The following is a 14623-nucleotide window of genomic DNA, read 5'->3' on the forward strand; positions in this document are numbered from 1 at the left end:
TCAATCGAGATTCGGCCGCAGCCAGCGTTCGGCCGTCGCAAGCTCCACCCCGCGCCGCTGCGCATAATCCTCCAGCTGATCGCGGCCCACCCGGGCGACGCCGAAATATTCGGCCTGGGGGTGGCCGAAATAGAAGCCGCTGACCGCTGCCGTCGGCCACATCGCGAAGCTTTCGGTGAGCGTCAGCCCGGTGTTCTTGGGCGCATCGAGCAGATCGAACAGGATCGGCTTCAGCGAGTGATCGGGGCAGGCGGGATAGCCCGGCGCGGGGCGGATGCCGCGATATTGCTCCTTGATCAGCGCGGCATTGTCGAGCTGCTCTCCCGGCGCATAGGCCCACAGCGTGGTGCGCACATGCTGGTGCAGCGCTTCGGCGAAAGCCTCGGCGAAACGATCCGCCAGCGCCTTCAGCAGGATGTCCGAATAATCGTCCTTGTCGGCCTGGAAGCGGGCCGAGTGGCTGTCGATCCCGTGGATGCCCACCGCGAATCCGCCGATCCAGTCGCCGCCCTCGTCGATGAAATCGGCAAGGCACATGTTCGCCCGCTCGCGGCTTTTCTTGACCTGCTGGCGCAGCATCGGGAGTCGCGTTCCATTGTCGAGCACGATGTCGTCCCCGTCGCGCCCGCACGGCCACAGCCCCGCCACGCCGCGCGCGGTCAGCCATTTCTCCGCGATGATCTGGTCGAGCATCGCGTTGGCATCGGCGAAGAGCTGGGTCGCGGTCTCGCCCACCACCTCGTCGGTGAGGATCGCGGGGTAATTGCCGTGGAGTTCCCAGGCGCGGAAGAAGGGGGTCCAGTCGATGAAATCGCGCAGGTGTGCGAGGCTCCAGTCGTCGAACACATGCAGCCCCGGCTGCGCGGGGGCGGCGGGCTTTTGCGACACATCGCAGGGGAAGGCGTTGGCCCGCGCCTCTTCAAGCGAGAGCAATTCGCTCTGCCCCTTGCCCGCGCGGGCATCGCGCACGGCGATATATTCATCCTCGACCTGCGCGACATATTCGTCACGCTGGGTGTCGGACAGGAGCTTGGACGCCACCCCCACCGCGCGGCTTGCGTCGAGCACGTGGATCACCGGGCCTTCGTAAGCCGGATCAATCTTGAGCGCGGTGTGGACCTTCGAGGTGGTCGCCCCGCCGATCAGCAGCGGCATGGTCATGCCCGCGCGCTGCATTTCCTCGGCGACCGTCACCATCTCGTCGAGCGAGGGGGTGATGAGGCCCGAGAGGCCGATCATGTCCGCCTTGTTGTCGTTGGCGGCGGCGAGGATCGTCGGCCAGGGCACCATGACACCGAGGTCGATCACCTCGTAGCCGTTGCACTGGAGCACCACGCCGACAATGTTCTTGCCGATGTCATGCACATCGCCCTTCACCGTCGCCATGATGATCTTGCCCTTGGCCTTGCGCTCCTCTTCGGGGAGCAAGTCCTTCTCGGCCTCGATGAAGGGGATAAGGTGGGCGACGGCCTTCTTCATCACGCGCGCGGATTTGACCACCTGCGGCAGGAACATCTTGCCCGAGCCGAACAGGTCGCCGACCACGTTCATCCCGTCCATCAGCGGCCCTTCGATCACCTCGATCGGGCGGCCACCCTTGGCGGCGATGGCGGCGCGCATCTGTTCGGTGTCGTCGACGATATGCGCGTCGATGCCCTTGACCAGCGCGTGTTCGAGCCGCTTCTCGACCGCCCAGCCGCGCCATTCCTCGGCGGCCTTCTCGTCGGCGACGTTCTTGCCCTTGAAGCTTTCGGCGAGGGTGATGAGGCGCTCGGTCGCGTCAGGGTCGCGGTTGAGGATCACGTCCTCGCAGGCTTCGCGCAAAGCGGGGTCGATCTGGTGGTAAACGTCGAGCTGCCCGGCATTGACGATCGCCATGTCGAGCCCGGCGGGGATCGCGTGGTAGAGGAACACCGAATGCATCGCCCTGCGCACCGGTTCGTTGCCGCGGAAGCTGAAGGAGAGATTGGACAGGCCCCCGGAGTAGTGCGCGTGGGGGCACAATTCGCGCAACTCCTTCACCGCCTCGATGAAATCGACGCCGTAATTGTTGTGCTCTTCAATGCCGGTCGCGACCGCGAAGATGTTGGGATCGAAGATGATGTCCTCGGGCGGGAAGCCTTCCGCGACAAGCAAGTCGTAGGCGCGCTTGCAGATCTCGACCTTGCGCTGCTTGGTATCCGCCTGTCCGACCTCGTCGAAGGCCATGACCACCACCGCCGCGCCGTAATCCATGCAGATGCGCGCGTGTTCGAGGAACTGGGCCTCGCCTTCCTTCATGCTGATCGAGTTGACGATCGGCTTGCCGGATACGCACTTCAGCCCGGCCTCGATCACGTGGAACTTCGAGCTGTCGATCATCACCGGCACGCGGGCGATGTCGGGCTCGGCGGCGATCAGCTTCAAAAAGGTCGTCATGGCGTGGACCGCATCGAGCAGCCCTTCGTCCATGTTGACGTCGATCACCTGCGCGCCGTTCTCGACCTGCTGGCGCGCGACTTCCACCGCGGTGGCGTAATCGCCCGCCATGATGAGCTTCTTGAACGCCGCCGAGCCGGTGACGTTGGTGCGCTCGCCGATATTGATGAAGCGGGAGGAGGAGGGTTGGGTCACGTGATCTCTCTCACTTCCGTTCGCCCTGAGCTTGTCGAAGGGCTGCACTTCTCTTCTTAAGAAAAGGACAGTGCCTCGACAGGCTCAGCACGAACGGGGTTTGGTTCTCTGTTTTCTAAGCGGCAATGAAGGCCTCAAGCCCCGCCAGCTTCATCGCCGGTTCGGGGGTCGGCACGGCGCGTGGTTCGCTCTTCGCCACCGCCCGCGCAATCGCGGCGATGTGCGCCGGCGAAGACCCGCAGCACCCGCCGAGGATATTGACCTGTCCGTGGTCCGCCCAGTCCTTGACCAGCCCCGCGGTGGTGTCGGGCAGCTCGTCATATTCGCCGAGCTCGTTGGGTAGCCCGGCATTGGGGTAGATCATCAGCAGCGTGTCGGCGATCTGCGAAAGCACCTTGACGTGCGGGCGCAACTGCTCCGCGCCGAAGCTGCAATTGAGGCCGATGGTGAGCGGCTTCGCATGCCGGACGGCATACCAGAACGCCTCGACCGTGTGGCCCGACAGGTTGCGGCCCGACAGGTCGGTGAGCGTCATCGAGATCATCACCGGCACTTCCCGGCCCAGTTCCCGCTCCAGTTGCTTGACCGCCATGATCCCGGCCTTGGCGTTCAAGGTGTCGAACACGGTCTCGATCAGGATGAAGTCGACCCCGCCCTCGACCAGCGCTCGCGCCTGTTCGAGATAGACGTCGACCAGATAGTCGAAGTCGATCTCGCGAAAGCCCGGGTCTTCGACGTCGGGGCTGAGCGAAAGTGTCTTGTTGGTCGGCCCGATCGCGCCTGCGACAAAGCGGGGCCGCCCATCCTTCGCCTCGAACTCCTCGGCAAGCTTGCGGGCGAGTCGGCCGCTGGCCACGTTGATCTCCCGCACCAGACCCTCGGCGGCGTAATCGGCCTGCGAAATGCGGTTGGCCGAGAAGGTATTGGTCGAGACGATATCCGACCCTGCCTCGAAATAGGCGCGGGTGATGTCGCTCAGCACGTCGGGGCGGGTCAGGGCGAGGATGTCGTTATTGCCCTTCTGGTCGGCGGGCAGGCCGAGATCGCCCGCGTAATCCTCTTCCGACAGCTTCCGCAGCTGGATCTGCGTCCCGAAGGCACCGTCGAAGATCAGCACGCGGTCCTTCGCGGCGGCGAGGAGTTGGTCACGCTTGCTCATGCGGCGTTCTCCGTAACGGGGCGCTTCCCGAGCATGTGGCAGATCGCATAGGCAAGCTCGGGGCGGTTGAGGGTGTAGAAGTGGAAGTCGCGCACCCCGCCCGCATAGAGGCGGCGGCACAGCTCGGCGGCGACCGTGGCGGCGACCAGCTGGCGCGCGGCGGGCTTTTCGTCGAGGCCTTCGAACAGCCCGTCCATCCACATCGGGAATTCGGCCCCGCAGGCGCTCGCGAACTTGCGCGCCTGCGCGACGTTCGTCACCGGCAGGATACCCGGCAGGATCGGGGCATTGATCCCCGCCGCCGCGCATTTGTCGCGAAAGGCGAAGAAAGTCTCGGGCGAGAAGAAGAACTGGCTGATCGCGCGGCTCGCCCCGGCATCCAGCTTGCGCTTGAGATTGTCGATATCGTCCTGCGGGGACAAGGCATCGGGATGGGTTTCAGGATAGGCCGCCACACTGATCTCGAACGGCGCAATCGCCTTCAGCCCGCTGACCAGCTCCGCCGCGCTCGCATAGCCTTCGGGGTGCGGGGTGAAGGGCGCACCCGGCTCGCCCGCATCGCCGCGCAGCGCGACGATATGGCGCACGCCTGCATCCCAATATTGCTCGGCAACCTCGCGGATTTCGGCCTTGCTCGCCGCCACACAGGTGAGGTGCGCAGCCGCCGGAAGGCGCGCTTCGGAAATGATCCGCGCGACCGTCGCATGGGTGCGCTCGCGGGTCGAACCGCCTGCACCATAGGTAACCGAAACAAAGCTCGGCTCGAGAGGGGCAAGCTGCGTGACCGCATCCCACAGCTGTTCTTCCATCTTCTCCGACTTGGGCGGGAAGAATTCAAAGCTCACCGCAACATCCCCCGGCAGGCCCGAGAACAGCGGCATGTCAGTGGCGGTGCGATATTCGTGGAGCTGGTCAAGAGTCGGGGTCATCAGACGGTTTCCGTGAGGGCGGCGGGGGTCTTGTTAGGGGCAGCGCCCCGGCGGCTTGCGATCCAGATCTTCACGATCAGCGCATCACCGGCGAGCGCGAGCGGTGCGCCCGCCTTGAACCCGGCATCGCGCAGCAATTCGGCCATCTGGCGATCGGAAAAGCCGAGCCGGGCGTGCTGGTGGCGGGTGCGCAATTCCTCCCGGTCATGGCTGGCGAAATCGACAATCGCGATGCGCCCGCCGCCCCGCAGCACGCGCGCGGCTTCGGCCAGCGCGGGGACGGGATCGGCGGCAAAGTGCAGCACCTGATGCAGGATGACCGTATCAAAGCTGGCATCAGCAAAAGGCAGATCGGTGAAATCGCCCTGCACCAGCTCGATCAGGTTGGTCGGCAGGTGTTGCAGTTTGGCGCGGGCGACGCGCAGCATTTCAAGGTTCTTGTCGAGCGCGACGATGCGTTCGGCATGGGGTGCGAAGAGTTCCGCCATGCGCCCTGTGCCGGTGCCGATATCGAGCAGTGCGCCGAGGGGGGCATCCGCAAGCGCTTCGGCGAGGCGATGCTCGACCTCGGCATCGGGGCTGTGGAGCGCGCGCAGATCATCCCATTCGCTGGCATGACGGGCAAAATAGGTTTCCGCCGCTGCCTCGCGCGCCTCCCGGATCGCGGCAAGCTTCCTGCGATCAGCATCGCAAAGCGCGGCAAAAGCAGGCTCGGCCGTCTCGGCAATCGCCAGCGTGGTTTGCACCGCTTCGATGATCGGAGCGTGCGGGCCTTCGGCATCGGCCTGGCGCAGGAACACCCAGCTGCCCTCACGCCGCCGTTCGGCAAGGCCGACATCGCACAGGATGCCGACATGGCGCGACACGCGCGGCTGGCTCTGCCCGAGCACCTGTGCCAACTCGCCCACGGCAAGCTCCATCGTGCCGAGCAGACGGGCGATACGCAGGCGGGTCGGATCGGCCAGCGCCTTGAAGATATCCTCGACGATCATGACGGGAAGGATATAAAGATATTTTTATATCTGTAAATCCATTTGGCGTCGTGAATGTGCCGCCGATGCCCTGATCAGCCGATGCGGATCAGGCCCGCTCCGGCTTGCGCGGCGAAGACCTCGGCACGGGCCGGCAGGGCCGCGCCGGGATTATAGCGTGTTGAAATCGCGTCGCGTACCGCGCTTGTCATCTCTTCGGCGACCAGCGCCACCAGACAGCCGCCAAAGCCTGCCCCTGTCAGCCGGACACCGCCCGCGTCGCCCAGCACATCGGCGACAAGGCTGACAAGCGCATCAATCGCGGGCAGCGACACGGCGAAATCCTCGCTTAATGACCAATGCGAAGCGGCCATCACCTCGGCCAGAACGGCGGTCTTGCCAGCGGCCAGCGCATCTGCCGCGCGTTCGACCCGCGCGATCTCGTGCACCACATGGCGCGCGCGGGCGAAGAGCACCTCATCAAGCGCGCCGCGATCCGCCACCAGCCGTTCGGGCGAGAGATCGCGCAGCAGGGCAACGCCGTAATGCGCCGCGGCCGCCTCGCATTCAGCGCGGCGCTGGTTGAAGGCGCTGGTCGTCAACTGCCGCCTGATCCCGGTATCGATCACCATGATCGCAAGGCCGGGCGCGATCGGCACTGGCCGGTGTTCAAGGCTGGCGCAATCAAGCAGCAGCGCATGCCCCGCGCTGGCGCAGGCCGACGCCATCTGATCCATGATCCCGCAAGCACAGCCGGCAAAATCATTCTCGGCGCCTTGCGCGATCTGCGCCCATGTTGCCGGGGCCAAAGCCGCGCCGCTGGCATCGGACAGGGCGAGCGCCAGCGCCACGCCGAGCGACGCGGACGAGGACAGCCCTGCCCCCATCGGCACGTCGCCCGCAATCGCCAACCGGGCGGGTTCCACCGCATGGCCCCGCTCTGCGAGCCCCGCAATTACCCCACGCAGATGGTTTTCCCATTCCTGCGCACCCGGCGTGATGGGCCCCGCCAGATCGACCCGCCCCCGCGCGCCCGCCATATCAATCGCAACCGCTTCGACACAGGCATCCGCCGTGCCCTCTTCAGCCGGGCCGAGCGCGATCACCGTTTCGCGGTCGATCGCACAGGGCAGAACCAGCCCGCCATTGTAATCGACATGCTCGCCAATAAGGTTGACCCGCCCGGGCGCGGCATAGAAGCGCGCAGGCGCGGCCCCGAAGGCCTCGCGGTAGCCCGCAGCGGCGCGGGCCATCAAGTGCTCACGGCGATCCATGGTTCAGCCTGTCTCCCCTGCGCTGCGATAATGCACCCGGCCATCGACCGCGCGGAGCATCCGGGCGGCAAGCTCAGGCGTCAGATCGCGCTGGGGTTCGGCCAGCATCTCATAGCCGACCATGAATTTGCGCACCTGTGCCGACCGCAGCAAGGGCGGGTAGAAATGCGCGTGAAGCTGGAAATGCGGCGCGCGCGCATCGGCGAACGGCGCCTGATGCCAGCCCATTGAATAGGGAAAGCTGGTGCGGAACAGATTGTCGTACCGCGTGGTCACTGCCTTGAGCATGCCGGCCAGATCAGCGCGCTGATCGGGGAACAGATCGGGCAGGCGCGCGGCGGGAAAGCGCGGCAGCAGCAGGATTTCAAACGGCCATTCGGCCCAGAACGGCACGATGGCGAGCCAATGCGCGGATTGTTCGACCACGCGCTCGCCCACGGCGATCTCGCGCGCGGCAAGATCCATGAGCATCGCGCGGCCATGCTTGGCCATGTAGGCGCGCTGGCTTTCATCCGCGATGCGCACGGCATCGGGCACATGGCCGGTTGCCCAGATCTGCCCGTGCGGATGGGGGTTGGAACAGCCCATCATCGCGCCCTTGTTCTCGAAGATCTGGACGCTGGCATGAGTCTGGCCGAGTTCGGCGGTCTGATCAGCCCAGCAATCCACCACGGCGCGCAAGGCCTCGGGCGAGAGCAGCGGCAGGGTTTTGGCATGATCGGGCGAGAAACAGATCACCCGGCACGTGCCACGCGCCGTTTCTGCCCGCAGCAGATCATCGCCCGCAGCCTCATCCGGCGCTTCGGTCAGCGCGGGGAAATCATTCGCGAAGACATGTACCCCGCGATAGGCCGGGTTTGTTTCGCCCCCGATGCGGGTGTTGCCGGGGCACAGGTAGCACGCCGGATCATAGACGGGCGGGAGCGGCTCGGGCGGGCTTTCCTCCCCCTTCCACGGCCGTTGCAGCCGCTGGGGTGAGACCAGCACCCAGCGGTTCGCCAACGGGTTGAACCGGCGATGCGGGCGGGTGAAGGCCGCCGTCATGGCCGGGCCTCTGCCGGCTGTCGCCAGAACGGCGCGAAAGTGGCGCGCCCGCCCATCAGCCGGTTGCTGACCAGCGCGGCCATCACGCTCGTCACCAGCGTGATCACCATGAAATCAATGTAATGCAGCGCGATGATCCCGGCAGGCTGCAACTGGAAGGTGAAAGCGCCATACAGCGCCACGCCCCACACCACCCCGGCAATCGCGGCAGGCGCGCTCACCCCCCGGAACATCAGCCCCGCGATGAAGGCTGAAAGGATCGGCATCGACAGCAGCCCGTTCAGTTGCTGGAGCAGGTTGATGATGCTGGTGGCGGATTGATACATCGGCACCAGCGCAATCGCGATCACCGTCAGCAGCACCGAAACCCCTGCGGCAAGCTTCCAGAAATCGCGCACGTCGCCGACGAAACGCTCATGGAAATCGACGGCGTAAAGCGCCACCGAGGAATTGAGCACCGCGCTGAAAGTGGTGATGACCGCCGCCGCCACCATCGCGGCAAAGGCGCCAGCGAGCCACGGCGGAAGGACTTCGGCGACCAGCCGGCCATAGGCCGCATCACCGACCTGCCCGAACAGCTTGAAGGCGACAATGCCGGGGATCACCACGATCGGCGGCACAATCAGGATGCGGATGATCGCGGCGGCGATCACGCCTTTCTGCGCTTCGCGGATAGTGGGCGCAGCCATCGCCTTCTGGGTGAGGTTCTGGTTGGTGGACCAGTAGAAGATCTGGATGAAGATCATGCCGGTGAACAGCGTGTGGAACGGGATCGGACTATCCGTCCCGCCGATCATCGTGAGGCGTTCAGGCGGCACGCCGGTGACAATATCGAAATCGACGGCGGCCAGCGCCAGCACGACGATCAGCAGCGCAAGGCCGAGAATGCCCACGCCCGAATAGGTGTCCATCACCGCCACCGCGCGCAGCCCGCCCAGCATGGTGTAGGCAGCGGAAATCACCGCCAGCACGGCGGCATAGGCGATGATCGACACGCTCCCGCCAAACAGCGATTGCATGAACAGCCCGCCCGAATAAAGCGCGGCCGGCAGATAGATCAGCACATTGCCCGCGAGGAAGAGCCCGGCAATCAGCGTGCGGATGCTGCGTCCGCCATAGCGCCGTTCGAGCAATTCGGTGACCGTGGTGCAGCCTTCGCGGTAATAGATCGGGACGAACACGAGGGCGAGGATCAGCAGCCCGGCAAAGCCCGCGATCTCCCACCATGCCAGCAGCGCCATCTGGTTACCGTTCATTCCCACCAACTGATCGGTGGACAGGTTGGTGAGCGTGATCGAGCCAGCAACGAAGGGCCAGGACAATCCCTTGCCCGCAAGGAACACGTCCTTGCTCGATCCGTCATGACGGGTGCGGCGGATCGTTGCCCAGGTTGCCAGCGCGACCAGCGCCGTCAGGCCAAGGCAGACACCGATCTGAAGCAGGCTGGCCGATGGCAGGGTTTCGCGCATCATTCTCTTTCGCAAGCGGTTCTGCGCGGTTACAGCCGATGTGCCGCGGATCGGCAAGGGCTTGCCCGGCCTCCATCACCGGCGCAATGAAAGTGAGACGATTTGTCCGATACACCCGCTCATGTCCGGCTTGATGGCCACGCGCTGACACTGGTCTTTGCCTGCGCCCGAGACGGCGCCGCGCGGCTGATCCATGCCGGGGCGAAGCTCCCGGCAGGCGAGGATCTGGCCGCGCTTGATACAGCAGGCGCACGCGGGCGTCACGAAAACCAGCCTGATGTGCCGCCGGTTGCCGGGCTCCTGCCCGAAGCCAAGCACGGCCTGATGACCAGCCCCGCGGTGGTGCTGCGCCGCGGCGGCGCGCGGCTGACGACGGATCTGCGGCTGGCGCGCTGGGAAGCGACGCACGAAGCCCTGACCCTTACCTTGCGCGATGAAGCGGCGCAGATCGAAGCGGTGCTCCACTGGCAGATCGGTGCGGGCGATGTGGTGCGCTGCCACACCGTGCTGACCAATCACGGCACCGCGCCGCTCGAGATCGAACAGCTTGCCTCGCTCGCGCTGCCCGTGCCCGCCCGCTTTACCGAATGCACCAGCTACGCAGGCCGCTGGGCGAGCGAGCTCCACGAACATCGCCGCACAATCGCGCCTGACGGCCTCCACCGCAAGTCGCACGGCGGCAAGCCGGGGTTTGATGGCGGCAACTGGCTGTTGCTCCACGGGCCGGGGCAGGAAGTGCTGGGCGCGCATCTTGCCTGGAGCGGGGATTTCATCACCCGGCTCGAATGCGACAGCGCAGGCGCGGGTGATGGCACTGCGCTGCTGCAACTGGCGGCAAGCTGGCAGCCGGGGGAGATCATGCTTGCCCCTGGCGCAAGCCGGGCCACGCCCCCTGCCCTGTTTGCGACAGCGGATCATCGCAGCGCACTCGCACGGGCGTTCCATGCGCATCTGCGAGACGATGTACTCCCTGTCCGCAAGGATTGGGGGCCGCGCAAGGTGCACCTCAATTCGTGGGAAGCGCTCGGCTTCGACCTCTCCGAGGACAAGCTGATCGCACTGGCGGAGGATGCCGCCCGCCTCGGCATCGAGCGCTTCGTGCTGGACGACGGGTGGTTCGGGGGCCGCCGCAACGACCAGACCAGCCTCGGCGACTGGCTCGTCTCGCCCGATGTCTTCCCGAACGGCCTCGGCCCGCTGATCGCGCGTGTCCACGCTCTCGGGATGGATTTCGGCCTGTGGGTCGAACCGGAAATGGTCTCGCCCGACAGCGACCTCTATCGTCAACACCCCGACTGGTGTCTGCACGCGCCCGGACAGGAACGCCGCACGATGCGCGGGCAGCTGGCACTCGACATGGCACGGACAGAGGTGCGCACCTACCTGTTCGAACGGCTCGACGCGCTGCTGCGCGAGAACGCCATTGCCTACCTCAAGTGGGACCATAACCGCGACCTCTTCCCCTCGCGCCCCGGCCAGACCGATGGCTTCTACGCCCTCCTCGACCGCCTGAGTGCCGCCCACCCCAAGGTGGAGATCGAAAGCTGTTCGAGCGGCGGGGGGCGGATCGACTTCGGCGTCCTCTCGCGCGTCCACCGCGTCTGGCCCTCGGACAACAACGACGCCATCGAGCGCCTCAGGATCATGCGCGCGTGGTCGCAATTCCTGCCGCTGGACGTGCTCGGCAGCCATGTCGGCCCCTCGCCCAATCCGATCACCGGACGCCGCCTCGCGATGGACTTCCGCGCCAAGGTGGCGATTTTCGGCCACATGGGCGTGGAGGCCGATCCGGCCCGCATGACCGACAAGGAACGCGCCACGCTGGCCGCGCATATCGCGCTCTACAAGCAATGGCGCGGCGTGCTGCATTCGGGCGCGCTGTGGCGGCTCGCGCATCCCGATCCGAACGTCACCGGGATGATGGTCACCCACATGGGCAGAGCGCTGGCGTTGGTGGCCCAGACCGCCTTCTCCCCGGTGTTCGACGCCGCGCCGGTAAGGCTTGCGGGTCTCGAGCCTGATGCGCGCTACCGCGTGACCCTCCCCGAGCCATGGCCACCACGCGCGAGGCACTATCTCGCCGCGCCGGAGCAGTGGCGCGAGGGGCTCGTCCTGTCGGGCACCGCGCTGATGACGCAGGGCCTCGCCCTCCCCCTCACCCATCCCGAAACCGCGTGGCTCGTCGTGCTGGAGAGATTGCCGCAATGAAACTCGGCTGCTGCTACTATCCCGAACATTGGCCGGAGGAATGGTGGGCCGAGGATGCCCGGCGCATGGCGGAGATGGGCCTCTCGCTCGTCCGTATCGGCGAATTCGCATGGAGCCGCCTCGAACCCGAGCCCGGACACTACGACTGGGGCTGGCTCGACCGTGCTATCAACACGCTTCACGCGGCGGGCCTCAAGGTCATCCTCGGCACGCCCACCGCGACCCCGCCCAAGTGGCTGGTCGATCAGATGCCCGATATGGTCGCCATCGACGAGCAGGGCCGCCCGCGCGGCTTCGGCTCGCGCCGCCACTACTGCTTCAGCCACGAGGGCTATCGCGCCGAATGTCGCCGGATCGTCACCGCGCTGGCCGAGCGCTATGGGAAGCACCCCGCGCTTCACATGTGGCAGACCGACAACGAATTTGGCTGTCATGACACCGTGCTGAGCTTCTCCGACGCCGCCGCCACGTCGTTCCGGGGCTGGCTGGCGGCGCGTTACGGTACGGTTGAAGCGCTGAACACGGCCTGGGGCAATGTGTTCTGGAGCATGGAGTATCGCTCCTTCGCCGAGGTCGATCCCCCGCACCTCACCGTCACCGAGGCGAACCCGGCGCATTGGCTCGACTACCGCCGCTTTGCTTCCGATCAGGTCGCCAGCTTCAACCGCGAGCAGGTGGATATCCTGCGTGCGCACTCACCCGGCGTGGACATCACCCATAACTTCATGGGCTTCTTCACCGAGTTCGATCACCATGCCGTGGGCCGCGATATCGACGTGGCGACTTGGGATTCCTATCCGCTCGGTTTCCTCGAACAGTTCTGGTTCTCGGGCGAGGAGAAGGCCGCCTACCTCAGGCAGGGCCACCCCGATATCGCCGCCTTCCACCACGATCTCTACCGCGGCTGTTCAGGCGGCCGCTGGGGGGTGATGGAACAGCAGCCCGGCCCGGTGAACTGGGCGCGGTTCAACCCCGCGCCGCTGCCGGGGATGGTGGCACTGTGGACGCTCGAAGCCTGCGCGCACGGCGCGGAGCTGACGAGCTACTTCCGCTGGCGGCAGGCCCCTTTCGCGCAGGAGCAGATGCACGCCGGCCTGCTGCGCCCCGACAGCACCGAAGCCGAAGCCGCGCCCGAGGTGCGAAAGGCAGCCGAAGTCCTCGCCGCCATCGGCAAGCAAGCGACCGCGCAGGCCCCGGTCGCGCTGGTGTTTGCCTATGAGGCGGCGTGGGTGATCGGCATCCAGCCGCAGGGGGCGAGCTTCCGCTATCTCGAACTGGCGTTCGAATTGTATCAGGCGCTGCGTGTTCGGGGTCTGGATGTCGATATCGTGTCCCCGGATGCGGACCTTTCCGGCTACAGGATGGTGCTGGTGCCGACCCTGCCGATCATGCCCGATGGCTTTGCGGCCAAGATGGCGGCGCTCGAATGCCCGGTGCTGCTGGGCCCGCGAACAGGCAGCAAGACGCAGAGCTTCACGATCCCCGAAGGGCTGGCTCCGGGCGAGGTGCGAGACCTGATCCCGCTCACCGTCACCCGCGTCGAAAGCCTGCGGGACGGGGTGGCCGAGGCGGCAGACGGCTTCGCGGTGACCCGCTGGCGCGAGGACGTGGCGAGCGACCTCGCCCCCGAACTGACGGACAGCGCGGGGCGCGGGGTGGTCTACCGCCACGCCAACATCCGCTACTGCGCGATCTGGCCCGACCGCGCATTGCTGCGCCTGCTGGTCGAGCGGATGGCGGGCGAGGCGGGGGTAGCCGTGCTCGATCTGCCCGAAGGCATCCGCGTGCGCCGCACGGCGACCCACGCCTTCACCTTCAACTACGCCGCCGAGCCGGTCGCAGTGCCACATCTCGGCGAAACCCTCGCCCCGGCCAGCTGGCACATCGCGGGACGTTAAAGCGCGGCAAGCGCCTTGGCATAGTGATCGCGCAGCGTCTCGCTCCCGAATTCGGGGGTGAGATCGGCACGGTAGGTGCCCGTTGCCGGATCTAGCACCAGCATCGACTCCGTCGCATAGTAGCGCGCGATGCGGGCATATTCGGCCTTTTCGGCGAACCAGTCCGACCAGCCCGCGCCCAGCGCTAGCAGCTTTTCCGCCTTGGTGAACAGGCCGGGCGATACGGATTTGTAACGCGGCTCCTTGCCGAGCAATTCGAAGATCATCGCGCCCTGCTCACGCAAGGAGATCGCCGGGCCGGGGCCGCCAATCGGCAGGATCGCATTGCGGCGCGCCGGATCGGCTGCACAATCCGCGATGAAGCGCGCCAGATCATCGTCCGAAATCGGCTTGCAGCGGGTAAGCTCCCCGTCGCCAAAAATCAGGAAGGGCTTGCCCCGCTTCACCCGCTTCAACTGGCCCGACAGCGATTTGAAGAAGGCGGTGGGCCGCACAATGGTGTAATCCATGCCGCTGCCGCGCAGCTCGGCCTCGAAGGCAAGCTTGGCGTGCTGGAAGGCAAGCAGCGGCTTTTGCACGCAGATCGCCGAAAGCAGGATGAAATGCTGCGCGCCCACCCCTTTGGCCGCCGCGAGCAAGGCGAGATTGGCGCGGCGATCGACCTTGTCGGCATCCTTCGGCCCGCCGCTGCGCGAAGCAATGCACGAGATCACAACTTCGGGCTGCGCCTTGGCAAAAGCGGCAGCGAGACCCGCGGCATCATCAAGCGCAACCGTGATGCCATGCGCCCCGGCCAGTTCGGGGAGCGCCCGCCCGGCCTTGCCCTGCGGCCTGAGCAGGGCTGTCACCGCGGCGCCGCGCGCCACGAATTCGCGCACAACCGCGCGGCCAATAGTCCCGCTTGCCCCGGCAATGATCACGCGATGGGGTGGCGGCGTCGGGTGGTCAGTCTCAGCCATGGGCCGGTGAGTAACGCCGTTGGAGACAAGGTCAACGGGGCGCGCACTGGCAATGCGGCGCAAAGAAAAAGGGCGGCAGGTTGCCCCGCCGCCCCAATT

Annotated in this window: 10 protein-coding genes; 2 read left to right on the forward strand and 8 right to left on the reverse strand. The window is 66.1% G+C overall.

What is annotated here, in order from left to right; genetic code table 11:
- The 7 genes from metH to SOQ14_RS04680 all read right to left on the reverse strand — a co-directional run bounded on the left by metH (window position 1) and on the right by SOQ14_RS04680 (window position 9462).
- Window positions 1–2613 carry a methionine synthase gene (gene metH, locus SOQ14_RS04650; RefSeq protein WP_322896894.1) on the reverse strand — a complete coding sequence of 871 codons (2613 nt, stop codon included), beginning with the start codon at window positions 2611–2613 and terminating at the stop codon, window positions 1–3.
- Between the two features lie 115 nt (window positions 2614–2728).
- Complete coding sequence (locus SOQ14_RS04655; RefSeq protein WP_322896895.1) at window positions 2729–3772, reverse strand: homocysteine S-methyltransferase family protein; 1044 nt, start codon at window positions 3770–3772, stop codon at window positions 2729–2731.
- Window positions 3769–4701, reverse strand: a complete 933-nt coding sequence (metF, locus tag SOQ14_RS04660) for a methylenetetrahydrofolate reductase [NAD(P)H] (RefSeq protein WP_322896896.1) — start codon at window positions 4699–4701, stop codon at window positions 3769–3771. The genes SOQ14_RS04655 and metF overlap by 4 nt, the downstream gene beginning before the upstream one ends.
- A complete protein-coding gene (locus tag SOQ14_RS04665) occupies window positions 4701–5693 on the reverse strand; it encodes an ArsR/SmtB family transcription factor (protein ID WP_322896897.1) in 993 nt (330 codons plus the stop codon). The genes metF and SOQ14_RS04665 overlap by 1 nt, the downstream gene beginning before the upstream one ends.
- Window positions 5694–5767: 74 nt before the next feature.
- Window positions 5768–6946 (reverse strand): galactokinase, encoded by a 1179-nt coding sequence (gene galK / locus SOQ14_RS04670; RefSeq protein ID WP_322896898.1) that lies wholly within the window; start codon window positions 6944–6946, stop codon window positions 5768–5770.
- A 3-nt stretch (window positions 6947–6949) separates the two neighbouring features.
- Window positions 6950–7990 carry a UDP-glucose--hexose-1-phosphate uridylyltransferase gene (locus tag SOQ14_RS04675; protein WP_322896899.1) on the reverse strand — a complete coding sequence of 347 codons (1041 nt, stop codon included), beginning with the start codon at window positions 7988–7990 and terminating at the stop codon, window positions 6950–6952.
- Window positions 7987–9462, reverse strand: coding sequence for a sodium:solute symporter family transporter (locus SOQ14_RS04680; protein WP_322896900.1), 1476 nt, complete (start codon window positions 9460–9462; stop codon window positions 7987–7989). The genes SOQ14_RS04675 and SOQ14_RS04680 overlap by 4 nt, the downstream gene beginning before the upstream one ends.
- A 99-nt stretch (window positions 9463–9561) precedes the next feature.
- Between SOQ14_RS04680 and SOQ14_RS04685 the strand changes: the two genes are divergently transcribed.
- Window positions 9562–11667, forward strand: a complete 2106-nt coding sequence (locus SOQ14_RS04685) for an alpha-galactosidase (RefSeq protein ID WP_322896901.1) — start codon at window positions 9562–9564, stop codon at window positions 11665–11667.
- Window positions 11664–13565: a beta-galactosidase gene (locus SOQ14_RS04690; RefSeq protein WP_322896902.1), complete on the forward strand. Its 1902-nt coding sequence runs from the start codon at window positions 11664–11666 to the stop codon at window positions 13563–13565. Before SOQ14_RS04685 ends, SOQ14_RS04690 begins: the two co-directional genes overlap by 4 nt.
- Here the strand turns inward: SOQ14_RS04690 and SOQ14_RS04695 are convergent.
- Window positions 13562–14524: an NAD(P)H-binding protein gene (locus SOQ14_RS04695; RefSeq protein ID WP_322896903.1), complete on the reverse strand. Its 963-nt coding sequence runs from the start codon at window positions 14522–14524 to the stop codon at window positions 13562–13564. The two genes, SOQ14_RS04690 and SOQ14_RS04695, sit on opposite strands and share 4 nt — an antisense overlap.
- Window positions 14525–14623: the final 99 nt, after the last annotated feature.

Source organism: Erythrobacter epiphyticus (assembly GCF_034653295.1).
Classification (GTDB): Bacteria; Pseudomonadota; Alphaproteobacteria; order Sphingomonadales; family Sphingomonadaceae; genus Erythrobacter.

Bases quoted from the DNA above. Each gene is read 5' to 3' on its own strand.
- metF (WP_322896896.1), bottom strand. From the start codon at position 4,701: ATGACCCCGACTCTTGACCAGCTCCACGAATATCGCACCGCCACTGAC.
- SOQ14_RS04665 (WP_322896897.1), bottom strand. From the start codon at position 5,693: ATGATCGTCGAGGATATCTTCAAGGCGCTGGCCGATCCGACCCGCCTG.
- SOQ14_RS04655 (WP_322896895.1), bottom strand. From the start codon at position 3,772: ATGAGCAAGCGTGACCAACTCCTCGCCGCCGCGAAGGACCGCGTGCTG.
- SOQ14_RS04695 (WP_322896903.1), bottom strand. From the start codon at position 14,524: ATGGCTGAGACTGACCACCCGACGCCGCCACCCCATCGCGTGATCATT.
- SOQ14_RS04690 (WP_322896902.1), top strand. From the start codon at position 11,664: ATGAAACTCGGCTGCTGCTACTATCCCGAACATTGGCCGGAGGAATGG.
- SOQ14_RS04675 (WP_322896899.1), bottom strand. From the start codon at position 7,990: ATGACGGCGGCCTTCACCCGCCCGCATCGCCGGTTCAACCCGTTGGCG.
- SOQ14_RS04680 (WP_322896900.1), bottom strand. From the start codon at position 9,462: ATGATGCGCGAAACCCTGCCATCGGCCAGCCTGCTTCAGATCGGTGTC.
- galK (WP_322896898.1), bottom strand. From the start codon at position 6,946: ATGGATCGCCGTGAGCACTTGATGGCCCGCGCCGCTGCGGGCTACCGC.